General features: G+C 46.2%; 16 protein-coding genes. 7 read left to right on the forward strand and 9 right to left on the reverse strand.

The window, feature by feature from the left end; genetic code table 11:
• Nucleotides 1–178 precede the first annotated feature (178 nt).
• The 3 genes from MKY85_RS29280 to MKY85_RS29290 all read right to left on the reverse strand — a co-directional run bounded on the left by MKY85_RS29280 (nucleotide 179) and on the right by MKY85_RS29290 (nucleotide 3,790).
• Nucleotides 179–1,561 (reverse strand): transcriptional regulator, encoded by a 1,383-nt coding sequence (locus tag MKY85_RS29280; protein ID WP_339238767.1) that lies wholly within the window; start codon nucleotides 1,559–1,561, stop codon nucleotides 179–181.
• Nucleotides 1,562–1,834: 273 nt separating this feature from the next.
• The gene (locus MKY85_RS29285; RefSeq protein WP_253442051.1) at nucleotides 1,835–2,752 is read right to left on the reverse strand and encodes an aldo/keto reductase family oxidoreductase; all 918 of its coding nucleotides are present in this window, start codon (nucleotides 2,750–2,752) and stop codon (nucleotides 1,835–1,837) included.
• Between the two features lie 147 nt (nucleotides 2,753–2,899).
• Complete coding sequence (locus MKY85_RS29290; protein ID WP_339261563.1) at nucleotides 2,900–3,790, reverse strand: diacylglycerol kinase family protein; 891 nt, start codon at nucleotides 3,788–3,790, stop codon at nucleotides 2,900–2,902.
• 372 nt (nucleotides 3,791–4,162) lie between these two features.
• Here MKY85_RS29290 and MKY85_RS29295 point away from each other — a divergent pair, with 372 nt between their 5' ends.
• Both MKY85_RS29295 and MKY85_RS29300 read left to right on the forward strand, forming a co-directional pair.
• Nucleotides 4,163–5,680, forward strand: a complete 1,518-nt coding sequence (locus MKY85_RS29295; RefSeq protein ID WP_342571440.1) for a leucine-rich repeat domain-containing protein — start codon at nucleotides 4,163–4,165, stop codon at nucleotides 5,678–5,680.
• 312 nt (nucleotides 5,681–5,992) lie between these two features.
• On the forward strand, nucleotides 5,993–7,330 hold the full coding sequence (locus MKY85_RS29300) for a glycoside hydrolase family 30 protein (RefSeq protein WP_342571441.1): 1,338 nt from the start codon (nucleotides 5,993–5,995) through the stop codon (nucleotides 7,328–7,330).
• 135 nt (nucleotides 7,331–7,465) lie between these two features.
• Here MKY85_RS29300 and MKY85_RS29305 read toward each other — a convergent pair whose 3' ends face one another.
• A complete protein-coding gene (locus MKY85_RS29305) occupies nucleotides 7,466–8,428 on the reverse strand; it encodes an endo-1,4-beta-xylanase (protein ID WP_342571442.1) in 963 nt (320 codons plus the stop codon).
• 252 nt (nucleotides 8,429–8,680) lie between these two features.
• On the opposite strand from MKY85_RS29305, the gene MKY85_RS29310 reads away from it, so the two are divergent.
• Entirely contained in the window at nucleotides 8,681–10,975 is a 2,295-nt protein-coding gene (locus MKY85_RS29310) for a 5'-nucleotidase C-terminal domain-containing protein (RefSeq protein WP_342571443.1), read from the forward strand.
• A gap of 135 nt (nucleotides 10,976–11,110) precedes the next feature.
• Here the strand turns inward: MKY85_RS29310 and MKY85_RS29315 are convergent, their stop codons facing one another.
• Nucleotides 11,111–11,797 carry a hypothetical protein gene (locus tag MKY85_RS29315; protein WP_339238772.1) on the reverse strand — a complete coding sequence of 229 codons (687 nt, stop codon included), beginning with the start codon at nucleotides 11,795–11,797 and terminating at the stop codon, nucleotides 11,111–11,113.
• A 43-nt stretch (nucleotides 11,798–11,840) separates the two neighbouring features.
• Nucleotides 11,841–12,779: a macrolide 2'-phosphotransferase gene (locus MKY85_RS29320; RefSeq protein WP_342571444.1), complete on the reverse strand. Its 939-nt coding sequence runs from the start codon at nucleotides 12,777–12,779 to the stop codon at nucleotides 11,841–11,843.
• 430 nt (nucleotides 12,780–13,209) lie between these two features.
• Here MKY85_RS29320 and MKY85_RS29325 point away from each other — a divergent pair, with 430 nt between their 5' ends.
• Nucleotides 13,210–13,566, forward strand: coding sequence for a hypothetical protein (locus MKY85_RS29325; protein WP_342571445.1), 357 nt, complete (start codon nucleotides 13,210–13,212; stop codon nucleotides 13,564–13,566).
• Nucleotides 13,567–13,787: 221 nt separating this feature from the next.
• Nucleotides 13,788–15,233, forward strand: a complete 1,446-nt coding sequence (locus MKY85_RS29330; RefSeq protein ID WP_339257983.1) for a DEAD/DEAH box helicase — start codon at nucleotides 13,788–13,790, stop codon at nucleotides 15,231–15,233.
• 269 nt (nucleotides 15,234–15,502) lie between these two features.
• Here MKY85_RS29330 and MKY85_RS29335 read toward each other — a convergent pair whose 3' ends face one another.
• Nucleotides 15,503–16,279 carry a glucose 1-dehydrogenase gene (locus tag MKY85_RS29335; RefSeq protein ID WP_342571446.1) on the reverse strand — a complete coding sequence of 259 codons (777 nt, stop codon included), beginning with the start codon at nucleotides 16,277–16,279 and terminating at the stop codon, nucleotides 15,503–15,505.
• A gap of 361 nt (nucleotides 16,280–16,640) precedes the next feature.
• On the opposite strand from MKY85_RS29335, the gene MKY85_RS29340 reads away from it, so the two are divergent.
• A complete protein-coding gene (locus tag MKY85_RS29340) occupies nucleotides 16,641–18,509 on the forward strand; it encodes an AbfB domain-containing protein (RefSeq protein WP_342571447.1) in 1,869 nt (622 codons plus the stop codon).
• Nucleotides 18,510–18,806: 297 nt separating this feature from the next.
• Here MKY85_RS29340 and MKY85_RS29345 read toward each other — a convergent pair whose 3' ends face one another.
• Nucleotides 18,807–19,400 (reverse strand): hypothetical protein, encoded by a 594-nt coding sequence (locus MKY85_RS29345; protein ID WP_342571448.1) that lies wholly within the window; start codon nucleotides 19,398–19,400, stop codon nucleotides 18,807–18,809.
• Nucleotides 19,401–19,650: 250 nt separating this feature from the next.
• Here MKY85_RS29345 and MKY85_RS29350 point away from each other — a divergent pair, with 250 nt between their 5' ends.
• Nucleotides 19,651–20,511: a GNAT family N-acetyltransferase gene (locus tag MKY85_RS29350; RefSeq protein WP_342571449.1), complete on the forward strand. Its 861-nt coding sequence runs from the start codon at nucleotides 19,651–19,653 to the stop codon at nucleotides 20,509–20,511.
• Nucleotides 20,512–20,591: 80 nt separating this feature from the next.
• On the opposite strand, the gene MKY85_RS29355 is transcribed toward MKY85_RS29350, so the two are convergent.
• Nucleotides 20,592–21,140: a hypothetical protein gene (locus tag MKY85_RS29355; protein WP_339238786.1), complete on the reverse strand. Its 549-nt coding sequence runs from the start codon at nucleotides 21,138–21,140 to the stop codon at nucleotides 20,592–20,594.
• Nucleotides 21,141–21,313 lie beyond the last annotated feature (173 nt).

Genomic DNA, 21,313 nt, shown 5'->3' on the forward strand with positions numbered 1-21,313 from the left:
ACTTATTCTTCCACTTGAATACACACAAAAAGAACGCTTCTGAAATAAATCAGAAGCGTTTCTCTTAACATTTTATTAAGTTCCAAATCCATGATCAGCAGGTCTCATAATTTCGGGGTTCGGGATGTTAATGTCTGGGACAGGTTCCGTAGCAGGAGCTACGGTGAATACAACGATACTACAGGTAGCTATCAGCAAAGCCAACTTTCTCTTCATTGAGTTTCTGCACCTCACTAATTATCATTTTGTATTGCTGTTTCGCCGTCTCAGATGCAAATTCCCGGTATTGCTCAAACAGTCCGACACCTCTAAGCATACCTCGCCCACTGCTAATTTCAATAGAAAATCTCAAACTATCCAGAACAAATTCTATTCCTAAATGAAACTCGTCCTTCTTTAAATAGTATGCGCCCAAATCTGCTAAAAGTCGTAAATATCGATCATCCGTAACCTGTCTGCTCACTTTACCAATCCGGTTACTCTGTTCCTGATAAGTGAAGTAGGATTCATACTGTTTAAGTACATGATCAATATCCTTATCATAACGATTAGCCGCCGTTACAATATCACAAAGCGCTGGAAATATCTCATTTTCCTTTGTTGAAATATACGCCAGATAATCAGGTAATACCTCAAACTGACCCCCCATTAAATGATATATATAACGATTAGCTTCAGCCCATTCCTGAAACTGATTCATAACGACCATCTCATCTTGATCCGGGTTCCTCACCCAACGGTTATCCGAATATAAAGAAACATAGTTAAGTGCCCCAGTGTAGTCCTTCAAATGATAACAGGCACTTCCTGCAGCTAGATAAGAGTAAAGAATATAGAAGACAATGGGTCTTTTCGTCTCTTCTTGTTTCCGTCGTCCATTCATCTCATAATGAATGGACGCTTTTACTTTCAATTTTTCAGATAACTCCTGAACCTTGTTCCATCTATGCAATGCTCCAAACGCATTAATGAGTTCGTTAAGCGCATCCAACTGATAACGTTCATCCAACCGATCCACATAGTATTCAAACCGAGCTGCAATAATCAGATTCCGCTGCTGATCATTGGTTAACCCCAACCTGAACAGCCGATACTGACAGAGTGCAAGCCGCTCGGAATGCTGCATTTTCTCGCTTTCAGCGATGTTCTCATATAGAAGGATGGCCGGTTTGAATTTACCTGCTTGGTAGAATTCTTCAGCCACATCAAATAACAAAGGAATATAGGACAGATTATCCATCATCAGACGAATAACCTCTTCAATACAGTCCAGCTTGTCCAACTCGGCACAGCGATGAAGGAACGGTCCCAACCTTCGCCAGTCCGGGGTTGCATGTACAAAACACTCATCTATGTATAACTCATAGAAGTAACCTTCTTCCAGTCTCATGGCGGAAGTAATGCGATCCAACTGCTGCATGGCAATAGGCCGATTTTTATTCAAAATATTGCTCAGCGTACCCGAATTAATCCCTGACGTTTCCGAAAAATGACTAATGGACATCTGTTCACGCTTCAAATAACTTTCTAAATGATCGCGTATCGTGGTTGTCGGCTCCAAACGAACACCACCCTCCAAAATAAAAAACATATACAGGATTATCGGTATGCAAAAGTAATTATATGTAATTAAAAAGTATCGGTCAATATAATAATTTCAACTAATTTGTATTAATTACATTTTAATCCTTTAATTAAAATACAGACCCCTATCCTTATTTTATATCGGAAACGTACTCGGCATCAAACCTGAAAATAGACAAAAAACACGAGCCATCTATCGGCTCGTGCTCTCAACTGACTCATTAGTCAGTATGCTCACTATAACTTGCATTTAAGGCAGTATATTACCTGCCGCACGATAAATTTCATACCACTCTGGACGAGTGAGATGAACATCTCCTGCTTTTACACAATCTTGCAGACGTTCAATATTCATCGTGCCTGTCACAGGCTGCATCTGCGCAGGGTGACGAAGCAACCAAGCGATTGCAATCGTTGTATTGCTCACGTCATACTTCGCAGCAATCTCGTCGATCTTAGCATTCAATTCCGGGAACTTGTCGCTACCCAGGAATACGCCTTCGAAGAATCCGTACTGGAACGGGGACCACGGCTGAATGGTGATATCATGGAGACGACAATAATCAAGAATGCTGCCATCACGGTTAACCGCAGCATCGTTCTCCATGTTCACGTTGATTCCGCTGTCGATCATCGTTGTGTTGGTAATACTCATCTGCAACTGGTTGGCAACCAGTGGCTGTTTCACGTATTTTTTCAACAGTTCGATCTGGTTCGGATTCTGGTTGGACACCCCGAAGTGACGCACTTTACCTTCGCGCTCCAGTTGATCAAAGGCTTCAGCCACTTCTTCCGGCTCAACCAAAGCATCCGGACGGTGCAGCAGCAGAACGTCAAGGTATTCCGTTTTCAGACGCTGAAGAATACCATCCACCGAATTCAGAATATGCTCTTTGGAGAAATCAAACATTCCTTTGCGAATACCGCATTTGGATTGAAGAATCATATTTTCACGAACTTGGGGATTCATCTGTACTGCTTCGGCGAAGATCTCCTCACATGTTCCTGTACCATATATGTCAGCATGGTCAAAGAAATTCGCCCCAACTTCCATTGCAGAACGAACAAAATGTTCAGCTTCCTTACCGTCTAGTGAATTAATCCGCATGCAACCCACAGCGACTACAGGTACTTCAAGTGTGCTGCTGCCCAATTTAATGGTTCTCAAGATGTTTTCCCTCCATATTCGAATATTATCGTGTATCTTCTTTTGATTGTGACACACATCTGCAATCGGTTTCAATAGATTTATCCTACATTCATATGGAGAAATGATAGGTTCTTGATCCCTGCCTATACTTATCAAAAGAAGAAGTTATACTTCTTCCGGCACGATAACCTCAATATGTCTTGGTAGGACAGTGATATGAATAGGCAGGTCAGGACCTTCCTCACCGTCTACATTCGTGCGAATGGCTTCGTCTGAGCGAACATGAACTTCTTTGGCTGTAAAATAATCCACATCCTTATGCTCCTTCAGATTGCCAAAAAACAGGGAAGTACCTAGGGTCAGGCTGTTGAACACACTAATATTGCGAACAACAAAACAATGGATCAAACCATCGTCCACCTCAGCCTCCGGTGACAACTTCTGGAATCCTCCAACCGAATTGGTCAGCGCCGCCAGAAAAAGAGGAGATTCTCCCTCCCAGATCTGACCGTCATATTCAATGGTCAGTTGATTGGCTGGTGTATTCACCAAGTCTTTCAAACCTTCCTTGAGATACGCGAATGAACCCAGCTTCGACTTCTCTTCCGAGGATACAGAGAATAGAGCTTCGGCCAAAGAACCTGCTGCTACCACGTTGGCAAACAGACGATCATTAATTTTCCCGATATCCACGATATGGGTCTGATCCGAACGTAACTGCCGAATGGCCTCCTCCGGGTCAAGCGAGATATTCAGCGCACGTGCAAAATCATTCACCGTACCTAAAGGTACGATGCCCAATCGGGGACGATGGTTCTGATCCATCATGCCATTAATCGTCTCATGCAGTGTTCCATCGCCTCCGATGGAAATGACCAGATCACAGCCATCCTTGCAAGCGTTCAGGCAATAGCCCACCGCATCACCTTCTCCGGCCGTCTCGTTAATAACTACCTCATACTGCTGCGACTCCAGAATTTCTCTGACTTGAGACACATACTGATCGGCCTCTTCCTTACCTGACGACGGATTGCTAATGATCATGGCTTGGCGCATACTCACATCTTCCCCTCCAAATTGGCATCTTTACTCCATCTTTACCCGTTTCAAGGGTGGGTTGAATAGGGTCAAGCAAGGGATGCTTTATTTTTTTGATAAACATGTCTCTGAAGAGTGCAGAGCAGGACTTGTTTCATATAGAATAGAAGTAAGAGAATACCCCTTATGAAATTCCGTGTTCCTTTTTCCTGTTGACGGGTTAATAACTATAGATGTGTTTTTAGCCGAGTCTGCATACATTAAATTGTTCAATCTACACGCAACACTCCGTAGGCATAACAACCTTCTGTTATGGTGGAAATGCGATACTTATCTAACTCAATCGTTCGGATTATTTTATAATTCTAAAAATCGGAGGAAATACATGCAATGAGAAGAGTGACTCTATTATTTCTAGTATTCATCCTAAGTCTCGGGGCATCGGGGCAAGCCATGGCTTACACAACTACAGACTCGGGCGAGGGAATCATTGAGGATCCCTTACTTGAAGACGGATTGAAGCTAATCCTGAATAAACCTCTCGATGATCCACTGACTTCATCTGATCTGGAGCAGCTTGAAGTGGTGGACCTGAGCAATGCAGGTATTCAGAGCCTGTCCGGTCTGGAATATGCGACCAACCTGACTCACCTCCGATTATATGGGAATGAGATTGAGGATCTCACACCGCTGGAGCACCTAACCCAGCTTCGCGAGATCGATGTTCGCAACAATTACATTACATCCATAGACGCACTTGCTGAATTGAAAGACTTGGGACGGCTGTATATCAGCAACAATTCCATTTCATCCATAGAGGTTGTACGTGGGTTCAACCGATTACATACGTTCCACGCCAGCGGTAACCAGATTGCCAGTCTTGCAGCCCTCTCCGATACGGATGCACTGAAATGGCTTGAGATTTCAAACAATTCCATTAGTGATCTGACGCCGCTCATGGGTAAGAAACGGCTCCAACAACTCAATGTTGCAAACAACCAGATTCAGACACTGGAACTACTGGCTGAATTGCCAAATACCCTGCGGAATCTGAATGTAGCAGGCAATCACATTACGGACCTGACACCACTGGAGCACCTGACACGTCTTCGGACACTTGATATCTCTGGTAACCAAGTACAACACCTCAAGGGGCTTGAGGGACTGACTGGTCTGAAGGAACTGAATGCAGAATCCAATCAGATCTATGATCTGGAACCTCTTCGGCAACTATCAAGTTTGGACGTATTAAAATTATCCAACAACCGGGTGTGGGATCTGACACCGATTGCAGGTTTTACGTTTACCCGTGATCAGTCTGCGACGAACGCCATTCAGGATATCTCAGCGTCGACCTTGTTATCCTCAGGTATTCAGACATCTGTCCCAGAGGTTGAGCCTGCGGGGCTTACCGTGCAGAACAATTATCTGGATGTCACAAGTGGCAGTCAGACAATGCAGATTCTGAACCGGATGAATGTGCGGGAGCAGAAACGGACGCCGCAAGGCGGCCTCCAGCGGCTGATGGAAGGGTCTACCACTGCCTATGTAGGAGATCGTGCTTATGCACTGGATGCTGCACCTTTTATCGATGAAGGGCGGACCTATGTACCTCTGCGCTTTGTCTCGGAGCAATTAAACGCCAGTGTGAACTGGAACAGCGGTACGCGCGAAGCCGTGATCACACAGAATGACAAAACGATACGCTGGAGCGTGGGCAACAAGCAGGTTATCGTGGACGATACACTTGCGATCAATGATGCTCCTCTAATGATGAGGAATGGCAAAGCTTTTGTTCCTGTTCGCTTTATTTCAGAGCAATTCAATGCCTCTGTTGGTTACATCGGTAGCAGTAAAACGATTCTGATTTTTGAAAATAAACAGCTCGGTGATCGTGTACAGCCTTAAGTCGTATCTCACGTTCAGTTTCAGCCATAAGAGAATATGAGAAACATAGCAAAGTCCCCGCCTTGAACGATCAGCGGGGATTTTTCATGTGTTATGACAATAGTGCTACGACATTGGATAGTGGTATATGGATAGAATCAATCATAAGTAAATGCACCCGTATCAACTGTCTGTACGAGCATGAACTTGTAACGCTCTATCTCGGATTAGGGCAAATTTTACACGGTTTAGCATATCTTCTTTTGCCGCGAGTGTTGTTATACTGAACGTAATATAGATGACAGCTGGAGTCCACGCGAGGAGGAAAATTATATGACATTTACGTTCACTGGTTATTCAACAACCCAAGATAGTCCATGGAAAGAGTTATCTTTTGCGTCGACAAATGAAAGCGCTAACTTAAAACTCACGGGTGAGCAGCATCAGCTTGTGGAAGGATTCGGCGGATGTTTCAACGAGCTTGGTTATATGGCTCTGTCTCACTTGAGCGAGGAGCAGCGCCATGAGGTATTTCATTCCCTCTTCCATCCGGAGGGTGAGCACAAGTTTAACATCTGCCGCCTGCCCATCGGCGCAAGTGATTATGCAGAGCAGTGGTATAGCCACAACGAGGTGGACGGTGACGTGGCCATGGAACATTTTTCGATCGAACGTGATTTCAAATATCTGATTCCCTACATCAAAGAAGCTCTGAGTTATAACCCGAACCTGCAATTCTTCGCCTCCCCTTGGAGCCCGCCAACATGGATGAAGTCGCCCAAAGCCTATAACTACGGCACACTTCGTTGGGAGAAAGATATTCTGGAGGCCTACGCCCTGTATTTCGTAAAATTCGTACAGGCTTATCGTGATGCAGGCATTACCATCCATCAGGTGCATGTGCAGAACGAAGTCATTGCAGATCAGAAATTCCCTTCTTGCATGTGGACAGGCGAGCAGCTTCGTGAGTTTATCGCCGATTATCTGGGGCCGGCTTTTGACAAACACGGTCTGGATACGGAGATCTGGCTGGGCACGATCAACGCCCCTGATCCATGGGAAGAATTGATCAAGAAAAAAACAAACGACTTCGACGAGTACGCCGGACTTGTCCTGAGTGATCCAAAGGCCTATTCCTATATCAAAGGTGTTGGGTATCAATGGGCTGGCAAAAATGCCATTCAACGTACCTCGGCAAGTTATCCGGAGCTACGTTATATGCAGACCGAGAACGAATGCGGCGATGGCAACAACTCTTGGAACTACGCCAAATACGTATATAACCTCTACCAGCATTACTTCAGCAACGGCGTGAACGCGTACATCTACTGGAACATGGTTCTGGAACCGAAAGGCCGCAGCACATGGGGCTGGGAGCAGAACTCCATGATGACCGTAGATCCGGACAATAAGGAGGTTACTCGAAACCCGGAGTATTATGTGATGAAACACTTCGCTCATCATGTGGTCCCTGGTGCTCGAAGAGTCGGCCTGTCTGGGGCCTGGAGCGGTAAATCTGTGGCTTTCCGCAACCCGGATAACAGTCTCGTCATTGTCATCAACAATCCATTCCAGGATCGTCGCGACTTGTATCTGGCATATGAAGGACACACCCTTCGTCTGGAGTTGGAAGCTGATTCCTTCAACAGCATGGTTATTCAACCGAAGTAACAAACCTCAGTTGAAACAAAGCATACTCACACCAATAGCGCCATATTCCCATGCTTAACATGTGGAACAGGCGCTATTTGGTGTTATATAATAACGAATTTCACAAGGGAAACTCAGACTCGTCAAAATGCACGCTTAAGGGTTGTTCGCCAGATAATTTCTCAACCATTGCAGCGCTGGACGTTCTGTACCGTTGCTATTAACCAGATGCGAACCGTTTACCCACGTTTGGTTCTGGTTGTAGCCCCACAGTGTTACGCCTTTAACAGCAGCATGCTTCCACAGTACAGGGAATTTCTGCTGATAGCGCTGCAACTGCGTATTATCATCGCCCGTCATATCCAGTTCGGATACATAGACCGGCAGACCTGTCGCAGCCAGCTTATTCAGTACTGTGTTCATCGTACTCACAGAGACGTTGTCCATATTAAAGTAATGTGCTTGGATACCAATACCATCCACTAGACCTCTGTTTTTCAGAAGGTTGATAATCTGGATATATTGGTCCGCTTTAGCCGGATCACCGATAATTCCGTATTCATTGATCAACAATTTGGCGTTAGGGAAGGCTTGTCTCGCCTGCTGGAATGACCAGATGACCCAATCCCAGCCAGTGGCCCCATCTCCACCAATCGCGTTGCGATATGAAGGCTTGGCATGAAGCGGCTCATTGACGACATCCACATATGCTGCCTTCGGATACCGCTGGCCTGCGGCGTTAATCCATTGTGTCACTTCAGCCTTCTGATCTGCGGCAGAGAGACTGTTAATCCAGTTTGGCTGCTGATTTCCCCATACGAGCGTATGGAATTTGAACGGAAAATTGTTGTTGACCGCATAGTTGTAGGCCATATCTGCCTGACCCCAGTTCATCACGTTGCGTGTACCTTCCACAGCATCCCACTTGGTGGAGTTCTCTGGAGTTACCTGGTTCCAATAAGGGCTAAAATTCGAAGGAACCTGGCTAGCGATAATATTGCCTAAAAATTTGCTACCTTTTGCCAAACCAGCGCTCACACTACCAGCTGCAACCGAAGCAGCGAGAACGCCTACCAATGCTAGTGAACCAACCGTCTTGAACCACTTGGACTTGAACAATGAAATTCCTCCTTAATCATTATTTAGAATTGTTAAGCGCTTACAAAAACCATTTTACTGGATAATTTTGGTCTTTAACACCTGCAAATTATACTATTTTCAAAAATCGTAAATTAATAGTTAGCTATATTTATAGATTTCTCTCTTAAATCCAACATAACGCTTACATTGGAGTTTACATTTACCACATGTTTATCTAGTATAAAATGACACATATCTTTACATACACTAGATAACAAGGGAGATTACAACATGCGCAAAATTTCAACAAAACGTTTCGCCGGATGGCCTTTATCGTTCCTTTTATGTGCCTCCATTTTGTTCGCCCCTTTTGCTTCTACTCCAGCTCAGGCTGCTGAGGCAGACAAGGAAACCAAGATCACGTTGCTGGGTACATCGGATATTCATGGCCGATTTATGCCATGGGACTATGCTCTGGACGGTCCAAACCCAACCGGCAGCATGACGCAGCTCTATACCATTGTGAAAAAAGTGCGTGCCGAGAATCCCAATACGATTCTGCTGGATGCAGGGGACATGATTCAGGATAACTCCGCTGAGTTATTCAATGATCAACCTCAATCTCCCATGATGGTTGCGATGAATGAAATGAAATATGACGCATGGGTTATGGGTAACCATGAGTTTAACTTTGGACTGGACGTACTGGAGAAGATCTCTTCCCAATTCAATGGACAGCCTCTCGTAGGTAACATTTTCAAAGAAAACGGCGACCGCTACATGCCTGCCTATACGATTATTGAGAAAGACGGCATCAAAGTGGGTGTCATCGGAATGAACACACCGATGATTACCGAGTTCGAGAAAGGTACAGATCACCTGGACGGTATCATCGTCAAAGATCCTGTAGAAGAGACCAAGAAGGCCATTGCCGAGCTGAAAGGCAAAGTCGATGTTATGGTTGGACTTATGCATATGGGATTGGATAACGAGAACGGAAATCCGGGAACCGGAGTGACGGATATCGCCAACGCCAACCCGGAGCTGGCTGCTATTTTTGCCGGACACATGCATACCCTGATTGAATCCCAAACGGTTAACGGTGTATTGATCTCCGAACCGAATAAATATGGCTCACATATTTCGCGAATTGACCTGACATTTGCCAAAGACGGCGACAAAGTTGTGCTGAAAAGCAAAGAAGCTCAAGCACTCGCTGTAAAAGCAGCCGACGGAACATACGAAGTCTCCGATCCTGCACTGGAAGAGACCTTGCACCCGTTCCACGAGTTCGCTCGTGCCGATGCCAACATTGAAGTGGCTGAACTGAAAGGTACGAACCTGGTGCCTGCCGATGAGATTAAGGGTATCCCTGCTGTGCAGATCCAGGAAACACCTTTGTCTGACTTCTTCACCGAAGTGATGTTGCATTACAGTGATGCCGATGTGGTCGCGCACCAGATTGATAACGACAAGGCCAAGCTGGATGTAGGCCCGATCAAGAAAAAGGATATTGCGTTCAACTACCAATATACCTTTGGTGAAGTAACTGTGTATGAAGTAACCGGACGGGATCTGATGGATTATATGGAGTGGTCTGCAGGGTACTTCAACTCTACACGCCCGGGTGACGTTACCGTTAGCTTTGATCCGAAACGGCGTGCTTCCAAATACAGCACCGATGATTTCTTCGGCGGCGTAACGTATGAGATAGACCTGACCAAGCCATACGGCAGTCGGATTACGAATCTTAAGTACAGCAACGGTGTAGCCGTCAAAGAAGACGATACGTTGAAGCTGGGCATGAATGCCTACCGAATGGAAGCCCTGATTGCCAAAGGCGGCGCCATGGAAGGACGTAAGTTCAAGCAGCTCTGGTCCTCCAAGGATGCTTCTGCATTTGGTGAGATCCAAGGCACGATTCGCAACCTGTCCATAGCTTATTTGAAAGATGTCATGAAAGGTGTCTACGAACCGAAGATTCAGCACAACTGGAAAATCACCGGCGTAGACCTGACTGCACCAGAACGTGCAGATGTGGTGGAGTTGATTAACGATGGCATCATGTCTGTGCCAACAACGGAAGATGGCAAGTACACCAACATTGCCTCCATTAACATTTTGGATGCGGTGACGCAAGAAGAGATTGATGCACTATCCGCCAAAGCCGATGTGAGTGCAGCACAATTCGCAGGTGTGAAAACCAAGGGAGCGTTCTATCAACAGCTGAACAAAGCTCGCAAGGCAGCAGGTGGCGATGGAGGTACGACCACACCTACACCTGAGAAACCGACAACACCAACCGTACCTAAACCAACACCGACTCCAGGCACGTCGAAACCTGGTAAACCCTCAACACCAAACACGGGTAAACCGGGTACCGTTACCAAAGGTAAACAAGCCAAGGTTACAGCGGCTTACCTGAACGTACGTGCTGGTGCTTCATCCAAAGCCAAGGTCATTGCTGCCGTACCGAAAGGCACCCTGCTTGAGGTGATTAGTACAGACAAGTATGGCTGGGTAAAAGTGAAAATCGATGGACGTGTAGCATTCGTATACGGGAAATATGTGAGCATTTTGAAATAGCAATCGTTACGCACCACGCTTAACGAAAAAAGGGCGATTCTCCCATGGAACTCATGGTCAGGATCGCCCTTTGCTATGTCAACCAATGTTTATGCGTATTGCCTCTCCTCTACTGCTCTGTGGGAATGAAGACATTTAGCCTGATGGCAAGTTCTTAATTTTATCCATGAAAGAGTCCAGCTGTATGCCATTTGTTTTTTCCGTAAAATCACGTAATTCCTCCGACTCCCCCTCGTAGGCGGCAAGTACGTAGTCACCATCGACAATATAATACGTGCCGTAGCGGGTGAACGAATATCCATCCACCTGTTTCCCGGTCGTCCCCTTTTTGACTACAGCGATAATCTCCATACCTGGTTTAAGTTCAGGCTCCACACCTGCGAAGTCAGCGTTGTAAAATAAAAAAGTATCCTTCGGTACATCAGCTCCTGTTACTACTTCATGTACCTTCACTTCATAGGAAATGAATTTAGGTTGGTATGGTGTCATTCCATTAGCTTTATCCTTATCAGCCATCATTCTTTCAGGTGTGCCCGGTTCAGTACTCAGCTCCACACTAAAGCTCGGCAAAATTTTCATTACCTCTGCCACAACAACGCTATCCCCATATGTCATGACCTCTCGAAAGCTTACTTCTCTCATGGATATCGTCGCGGGGGTGTTCGTAGATAGTGGATATTCCTCACGTAGTTCCTTCATTCGCTCTTGGGAGAGCACGTTCTCCGCACGATCACTTGAATTGACAAACAGTGTTGTACATCCCATTAGACTAACCAGCAATGCAATACTTGTTAGCCAACATATCATTCGGAATCGTGCCATACATCCACCCCTTACCTGATATGGTTGATATATACCTTCAAGCTCAGCCCCTCTTCACATCCCAGTTTGCGAGCATGCCTCTCGCCATCTCCATGTCCGACTCCTTGCCTGTAATTAGTGCAAACTTGGCAACAATCGCAGGATAGGCTGCCCATTGCTCTCGAATATGCTCCAGCATCCGGGGCCATGTTCTTCCTCCTGCCTTCTCATAACGTCTCAACAGGTCACGCAGTCCTTCCTCCTGAAAGAGTGCATAGTAAATGACGAAATCCTTACCCGGGTCAGCAATCTCCGCTTCCGTCCAGTCAATAATTCCAGTTACGCGTTGTTCCTTATCGACAATAATATGCGGCGGATGCAGATCACCATGGATGAACGCCGAGTGCTGCGGCCAATAGCTACTTACAGACAGCCATATCGTCCAACGTTCAACCAGTTCGGTTGGCACCGTAAAATTCTGCTTAACCTCTTCTATATTGGCTGCAAATTCCTTGCGAGCTTCCATAGGTGTTTTGATCCGTACTCCACCTTTCTTCGCCTCGTGTGGATCGATGTTATGCAGCGCGACGAGGTTCACAGCCAAGGAATCGAGAAACGTATCAGATAAACTTTCCTGGGGGAATTTCCAGACATAACCTCCCCCTGCAGGATCGACAACTGCAATCGGATCACCATCCAGTAAAGGATAAGCGATCAACTCTGGCGTACAGATCCGCCAATCGGGTACTTGTGCGGGTATACTGCCTCGGACCACATCCAGCACCCTGCGCTCATTCTCGGCTCGCTCCCATACGTCTTCACGTCGCGGCTGGCGCAAAACCCATCTGCGGTCTTCTTCGTCCGAGGCGAATGCTACACGAAAATCCATACCCGACTCGTTAATCTCCAAGGACTCCTTATCCATAATTAGTCCGTTCTGTTCGGCTAAAGATAATAGTTTATTTTGAATTGCCAAATGTTCATTCGAGTTCGATTTTGTCATATCAGGCACTCCCCTTTTCCTGGATAAACTAAAAAACACAGACATGTTCGCCTGTGCAGTTCATTTTGGATATTGGCATACCCGAATGCTCACAAAAAAATAGTAGTACATCAAAGAACCCCTTCACAGAGTGATTCTTTCATGACTAGCGGCATACGTGTACAATGGCAAACCAATCCCGATGAGCTGCACATAGGCAGAAAACAGCAAGCGAAACAAACATCTCGCCAAACTATCTCAATCGGGAAAAATTTAGCACACGTATCCCTCCGTTCAATAAGTTACCCATATGCTAACATATTCCATATCCCAGTTCCAGACCGAATGGAATATTTTTGGTTCTTTTTATTGATATACAGGAACTTGTGCGTCTCAGGTAACGTCCATAGTTTATAGGTCTAATCAGAAAGGATGAGAGGTGAACAACTCGATGTCCATTGTACGAAGGTTTTCCTTATTGCCAGTTATCTTACTTCTGCTAACGCTCGGATGCGCAGAGAAATCCGAGGAACAGGGGGAAGAGAAGCCACATGTGCGAGGAATGATTACGGATTTTGAGGAAGAAAGAGGTCAGGTACTCATCGAGAATAAAGAAGATGGAGGTGTTGAATCAGGACCGATTTGGATCTCGCTCAACACGGATGCTGAACTCATCATCGAAGGAGAGACTTTCACCGTCTCTTTGGATGAGACACTCGTTGGTCGAAGTGCAGACGTATGGATTGGTGGAATAATCGCTCAATCTTACCCTCCCCAAACCCAGGCTGTGAAAATGGTCATTCATTAACAAACAGCAAAATCCACCGATACATTTCGTTTCACGTGGAACGTTATGATACACCTACGAACAGCAACCCCTTTACTCCTCATATCGGAATGGATGAAAACAATTTAATCACTTGATGCATTTACTCCGTTAGCCTGCCTGCATATAGAGTATAATGAAAAGGTATACGATAAATGTACGGTGCAATAATTGTACAAAAACTAACGCAAAAGAGGTAAACGATGAGCGAGCAACAATTTAAAGATTATGGACTTGGTGAAGAGATCGTAAAAGCACTGGACAGTCTGGGCTATGAGACACCAACCGAGGTGCAAACTAAAGTTATACCGGTAGCACTGGAGAATCAGGATCTTGTGGTGAAATCACAGACGGGTAGCGGTAAAACAGCTGCTTACGGCATTCCGCTCTGCGAGCTGGTAGATTGGAATGAAAATAAGCCACAGGCTTTGATTCTTACGCCAACCCGGGAACTGGCTTTGCAGGTTAACGAAGATATTACAAATATCGGCCGCTTTAAGCGTATTAAAGCAACCGCACTATACGGACAGTCCCCTTTTCATATCCAAAAAGCCGAGTTAAAACAAAGAACACATGTCGCTGTAGGTACGCCAGGTCGGGTACTGGATCATATCGAACGCGGCACGCTGCCACTCGATCGGATCGCCTATCTCGTTATTGACGAGGCCGATGAGATGTTGAATATGGGCTTTATCGAGACGGTACAAGCGATCATTCAGAAACTGCCGCAGGAGCGAGTGACGATGTTGTTCTCCGCTACGTTCCCTGAAGATGTAGCCAAGCTGTCACGCAAATACATGAACAAGCCAGTGGAAATCGAGATCAAAGCAAGTGGACTGACAACAGCCACGATTGAACATGCTGTGATTAACGTGCCAGAGGTGAACAAAACCGCGCTGCTTCAGGACTTGTTCATTGTGGAAAATCCGGATAGCTGCATCGTGTTCTGCCGTACGCAGGAGAATGTAGATAAACTGTTCCGGGTCATGGCTGACTTGGATTATCCAGCAGATCGTATCCATGGTGGCATGGAGCAGGATGAGCGGATCGAAGTCATGAACGCCTTCAGACGGGGACAATTCCGTTATCTAATCGCGACGGACGTAGCCGCACGTGGTATTGATATCACGAATATTACTCATGTCATCAATTACGATATTCCTTTGGAAAAAGAGGGATATGTTCACCGCACAGGCCGTACGGGACGCGCAGGCAAAACAGGTAAAGCCATTACGTTGATTACACCGAAAGATGGCCGACGTCTGGCCGAGATTGAATCCTATATCGGTTTCGAAATTCCTGTTGTGAAAGCTCCTTCCGAGGAAGCTGTGGATCGCCGCAGAGAAGATTTTGAGAAGCGATTGAAGATCGTGCCTGAACGTAAAAAGGACAAGCGCGAACAGTTGAACCAACAGATCATGAAGCTGAACTTCAACGGAGGCAAGAAAAAGAAACTTCGTGCCGTAGACTTTGTAGGTACCATCGCCAAGCTTGAAGGCGTTGCTGCAGACGATATTGGGATCATTACCATTCAAGACAATGTAACAGATGTGGAGATTCTGAATGGCAAAGGACCACTCGTACTGGAGCTTATGCAGAATACAACGATCAAAAAGATGCAGCTCAAGGTTCGTAAAGGTCATAAATAGCAGAATTACATCGGAAATTCGATTCAAGGGTAGCGGACCGTGCAGCTACCATACAAAGAGAACTACGCAAATGCAACAAAAAGATAGAAAATCATACCAAGCAACAGATCTACCTCATCCGGTTACAAAACAAGGGATAACAGGCCTTTAGCAGGTCGTTATCCCTTGTTTGCTCTTTTGTTGAGAATCATTGCCTCCTTATCCTGTCAGTTCATGTGATACATGATATGGAGCAGCATTACGCGGAGCCCATCACACTGCAAGCAATGTTAGAGATGTGATCCCCCACTGGCATCGAGACATTGTCCGGTAACCCAGCGGCTGTCTGCTGACGCAAGAAATGCAGCTACATCTGCGACATCTTCAGGCTCTCCCCAGCGATTAAGAACAGACAAACCTGTTGCATATGCCTGTCCTTGCGGGTTCGTGAGTGTGGCTGCATTCATCTCGGTATTAATAATGCCTGGCTGGATCGCGTTGACCGTAATCTGGCGACTTCCCAGCTCTTTGGCCAGTAGCTTGGTGAGGATATCCACCGCCCCCTTCGTCATGCTATAGGCGAACACGCCCGGGGAAGCCACTCGTGTAACAAAAGAAGAAATATTAATGATTCGCCCGCCATCCCGCAGACGCGGAACGGCCTGCTGGCTGACAAACAGGGGGGCTTTGACATTTATGTTCATCACTTCGTCGAAGGAAGCTTCTGTCGTCTCCTCCAGACCAAGAATCTGCCCGATGCCTGCATTATTTACCAGAATATCCAGACTGCCATCTCGTCCATGCTTCCGAACAGCATCATCGACCTGCGCAAATAATGCATGAATTCCATCCAGCGTGCGCAAATCCGCTCCAATGGCTTGCGCCTGTCCACCATGTTCTGTAATATGCCGCACAACCTGCTCCGCTTCGTCTTGTCGTGTCCCGAAGTGCACAAGCACATGTGCACCCTCCTGTGCCAGACGCATTGCAATACTGCGACCGATGCCTCTGCTTGCTCCTGTTACCAAGGCCATCTGCCCTTCAAGTCTTCTGCATATCTCGTTCATAACGTCATCCCCCTACTTAATAAGTAGCACCCGTCACGGGCACAAGACAGTTATATCACGAGACGACATACAAAATGTTGCTCTCCTATTCGGTAAGGACACTCCGTTCAGCGATAGCCATCATATCCGTATATCCTCCGAGCGTAGCCGAAGCTCCAGCAGGTTCGCTGGCTAGCCCTCCTTATGACACCAGGCAGTTTCATTTTCATTCTGCATTCGTGCCCTCGCTCTTGCTGCTCTTGCCCTCTGCCTGCTGCTGAGTTCATCTCTCATTGAAATGTTCACTTGCCAAAGATTGTAAATCAACTACAATATAAATGAAAACGCTTTTATATTTCTATTATCTGTGGAGGTGTATGTAATGGGTAACAGGAAAGCGGTCTGGTTACTGGTCTTTGCACTCACGTTCACCCTGTTTGGACTTCATCCTGAACGAACAAGCGCAGCAAGTGTCACGATAACCAACGGTACCGATTGGCTCGACACCGCAGGCAATCCCATCCATGCGAACAGCGGCAACATTCTACAGGTAGGTTCGATGTATTATCTGTACGGTGAACATGCGGTGAGCGGCAGATTCGACAGCGTGAACGTCTACACCTCCACCGATCTGAAGAACTGGACTTTCAGCAACGCCATCCTGACGAAAGATTCCGCAACCGAGCTGGCCTCCAGCAAGATTGAACGCCCCAAAGTCATCTATAATGCATCAACCAACCAGTATGTGCTCTGGGCACACTATGAGAATGGCACAGACTACAACCTCGGGCGTGTAGCGGTGGCAACAAGTAATACCCCAAATGGCAAATTCACCTATGAGGGCAGCTTCCGCCCACTCAATTATGAATCCCGTGACATGACCGTCTTTGTTGATACAGATGGCACAGGTTATCTGGTTACTGCTTCACGCAAAAATGGCGGTGCCAATGATTCGATGGCTATTTTCAAAATGAATGCAAGTTACACCGGAATACAATCCTTCGAAGGCTGGCTGTTCGAGAATGCCTACCGCGAAGCGCCTGCCGTTGTGAAAAAAGGAAACCGTTACTACCTCTTCACCTCCCAAGCCGCTGGCTGGTATCCGAATCAGGGGGCATATGCTACAGCAACTTCCATGGCGGGCCCGTGGACTGCAATTACACCATATGGCAATCCATCTGCCTTCGGTTCGCAGATTCATGATATTGCCACGATTACAGGCAGCAGCACCACATCCTACATCTACATGGCAGACCGCTGGAACCCCATGAGTATTGGAGAGCACAAACATATCTGGCTACCGCTAACCTTGAATGATTCGAATGGAACAGCATCACTGGAGTGGTATACAACGTGGAATATCGACGCAGCGACAGGCATCGTAACCCCACCTGCGCTCGTCAACCATGCACAAGGCAAAACAGCTACCGCCATCTCCACAGCCTCCGGCTCATCCGCATCCAACGTCAATGACGGGAACTACCAGACGTCTTGGGTAGCTTCCTCCAATAGCTGGCCTGCATGGTGGCAGGTGGACTTCGGCGCACCGAAGACGATCACGGAGATCGATACGTCCTGGTTTATGTATAAAGGTTCCGAGGGGTACTACAAATATAAAATCGAAATTAGCAACGACGGTATCAATTACTCCACATTGGATCGCACCAACAATCTGACCTATGGTTTCACCACGGACGCTGTGCATTTCACCGCACGTTATGTCCGAATTAATATGGTGAACGCCGTCTTGTGGAATAATCCGGGGAACTGGTACACCCCAACCCTGCACGAGGTCAAAATGTTGGGTCCAGCCACACCGGAAGCTACAGGGTACAGCCGCTTCAGTTCACACAACGTTCCGGATCGATACATCCGTCATGCCAACTACATCGCACGGATTGACGCTAATGTCTCTCCTGCGCTGGATTCCCAGTTCCGCGTCGTACCGGGTCTAGCGAGTTCCACAGGAATATCACTGGAGTCCATTAACTTCCCAGGCTACTTTCTGAAGCGCAACACCAGCAACAAAATTGTACTTGAAGCCTACGCTGATACCGCTGCCTACAAGGGAGATGCCACGTTCTTGAGCAGCCCTGGTTGGGCTGACAGCACCAAAGTATCCCTTCAATCATACAGTCAGCCAGGATATTACATCCGGCATTATGATTATGTACTGCAGTTGGATGCTGTCAATGCAACTAGCAGCGCAACAGTGAAGGGTGATGCCACGTTTGGGCGGACTAATTACTAGGCCAAAAATGGAAGAGAGAATTTAGGTTTAGCCACCTTCATCTACAATTAAAATTTCGGGGAAAGGCCGTTTTTTCAGGAGTTAAAACTGAAGAAGCGGTACTTTCTGCTGCACCATTTCAGATAGAGATTACATCTATCTCAGACTGAGAACGCTGGTGCAAACCCAGCGTAATCTCCAGCCAAACTGGCTAGTGGCTGCTAGCTCTCGGTCGCTATTTTATAATGACCGGCATATGCCGCTGCATCGACCCATAGGGGTGTGCATAACGTACCGGATACACAACCACTTCATGAACTATAGAGAACTATTAATGATGTCTGCGAATGCATCCCTATTGTACGTATCATCCTGTATGCGCCATTCTCCCTTATCCTGCAAAAAGGTGATATCGCCCGATAGCGGAATAGAATTGATCTCCTTTCCGTTCTCGTCTGTGAATTTCAGATCGAGCGTGTACTCCACCAGAATCCAGTCGCTCTTGCTGTCTTTGATCTTGGTTTCAATATTTTCAGGATGCAAGTTCGCTTGTTCGATGTGTGCAACCTGAAGAGGTAAGACAATATATCGATTAGCCATGTAAGCCTCATAATTTCTGGAGGTTAGGAATGGCTTCATAGTCTCTCCTTTGGCCAATAACCCTTCCATCTCTAACGTATCCTCATAGTCCTTGCCATCCACGGTGAGTTCTGTTGTCTTATACTCCAGCGACATTTCGAGCGCTTGTTGCTGCTCCTCCGCCGTCGCCTTCTGATCACTCATATCACTCGGTTGTTCCGTTGTTGGTGGAGTGACAGGTTCAGTGGTTTCTGCTGGTTCAGATGGTGTACACCCCATTAACATGGCGGCGGAAAGAAATAATGTACCCATCACATAAACGAACTTACGCATGGTTAACCCCTCCCTTTCTCGTCTGTATTACTCTCAATTATCCCTTTAATAGGATATAATGTCCAGTTATTGGACACATCCGAACAAACACATGCCCCTTTCGTAATAGATTATGTTATAGTCATCGAGAAGTGATTTGGAGGCGATAATGATGATGATGATTAAAATTACAAATGGACCAACTCTCGAAGGATAGCGCCTGCGGGTCCAATAACTGCGTGTTTCCTTCAACAATGAAGGTGTGAAAGCTATGTCAATTTATCAAATCGTACCCATGGTCTATGACTCCAAGGAACAGATTGATGCTATTATTTTGCTCGAACAACAATGTAAACTGCTCGATTCCATTCATCTGAAAGCAGATCTTGACCATATCAGCCAAAAAGACGGAGACCACGCGCTCCTTTGTTATTGTGAAGATGAATTGGTAGGACTCCTCAGTTGGTATAATTCTGACAGCGTAACCGGGAATATTAATGCCATCGTACATCCGCATTATCGTCGCCAAGGTGTATTCAGCCGCCTACTGAAACAAGCCATCCTGGACATGAAACCACAGGGGATTAATCAACTCAGTTATCGCGTTCCTCAGGGCTTATCCTCGGGTGTTCTTACTGCCCAGTCCCTTGGAGCCATTTATGATCGTGCGGAGTATTCGATGCAACTTGTGAATCAAGTCGTTGGGGTTGTGGAATCGCCTGAACTAACGTTGTCCGTGGCAGAAGCCAAGGATATGGAGTTTATGGTCACTTGCACATCCCAGGCTTTTGGAGATTCGGAGGACTGGACACGCAATTACTTTATGCAAACGAATGAACCCACCCGAGTTACCTATATTGCATGGCAGGATCAACAGCCTGTTGGACTGGTACGGGTCAACTCCATTAATGCAACAACTGCATTTATTCATAACTTCTGTATTTTACCCGCTTATCAGGGTCGAAAAATAGGACGCACTGCGCTTCATATTCTGGTGAATCTCCTAAGGAAACAACACTATACAGATATTCGCCTATCCGTTGTTACCGAGAACGAACGCGCTTTGAATCTGTACCGTAGTGTAGGTTTTGAGGTGAATTCAGAGTATCACTATTTCAGCGGTAAACTATAGGAGGAAGTACAGAGAGGGAGAGACGTTCCCGCAAGGAGGACGTTCTCTCTCTTTTCTTTTATTAGACCAGTAAATTTAGTTCAGAGATGATTGGAGAATTGGAAAATTAATTTATAGCCGTCGAACGTTTGCCCATACATTTCCCGATAGTGACCTTCGGTATAATTAGCCACCGTTTTCCGCCAGAAAGACTGGCCGATCTTATTGTTCTCCGATGGATTGGTGAACAACTCCCATCTTCCTCTAAACATTCCGAAGATTGTCGACGCTGCGTGTTCAGCCACGCCTACCCCTCGAAACGGCTGCATCAGAAAGAAATCATGTACGAAGAAGTCTATTCCTTGTGAGCAATGAGGAGGCGTGGCTACGAATGCAAACCCTGCTGGAATGCCATCCACAATCATCAGAAACGGATAAAGACACTCCGGTTGTTCCCACCAGATGTTCTGTACATCATACTGATCCTGTAACGTTTTATACTCAGGACTTGGTTCGAAAATGCCGTGTTCATTCGGGGTATGCTCTCCACCTAGACCGTAATGACCGGATAGATCATGAAGATATAGCGGGTACATATTTTTAATCACATACGCCTCGTCCTTATTCGTTAATTTCACTTCTATATTCATATTCACCAACCCTGTCAGATAATTTGAATACGTATTTCAAGAACTCCCTCACGCATCCTTGCACCGTCATATGAATTGTACGCAATATCACCAGCCCCGAATATATAAAGAATCCTTCATAACCATTCTTTATTCTTCTTTACAAGAAAAAAGCCACATTCGATGGCTCGAAC

The sequence above is a fragment of the Paenibacillus sp. FSL R5-0749 genome, from assembly GCF_038595085.1.
Lineage (GTDB): Bacteria > Bacillota > Bacilli > Paenibacillales > Paenibacillaceae > Paenibacillus.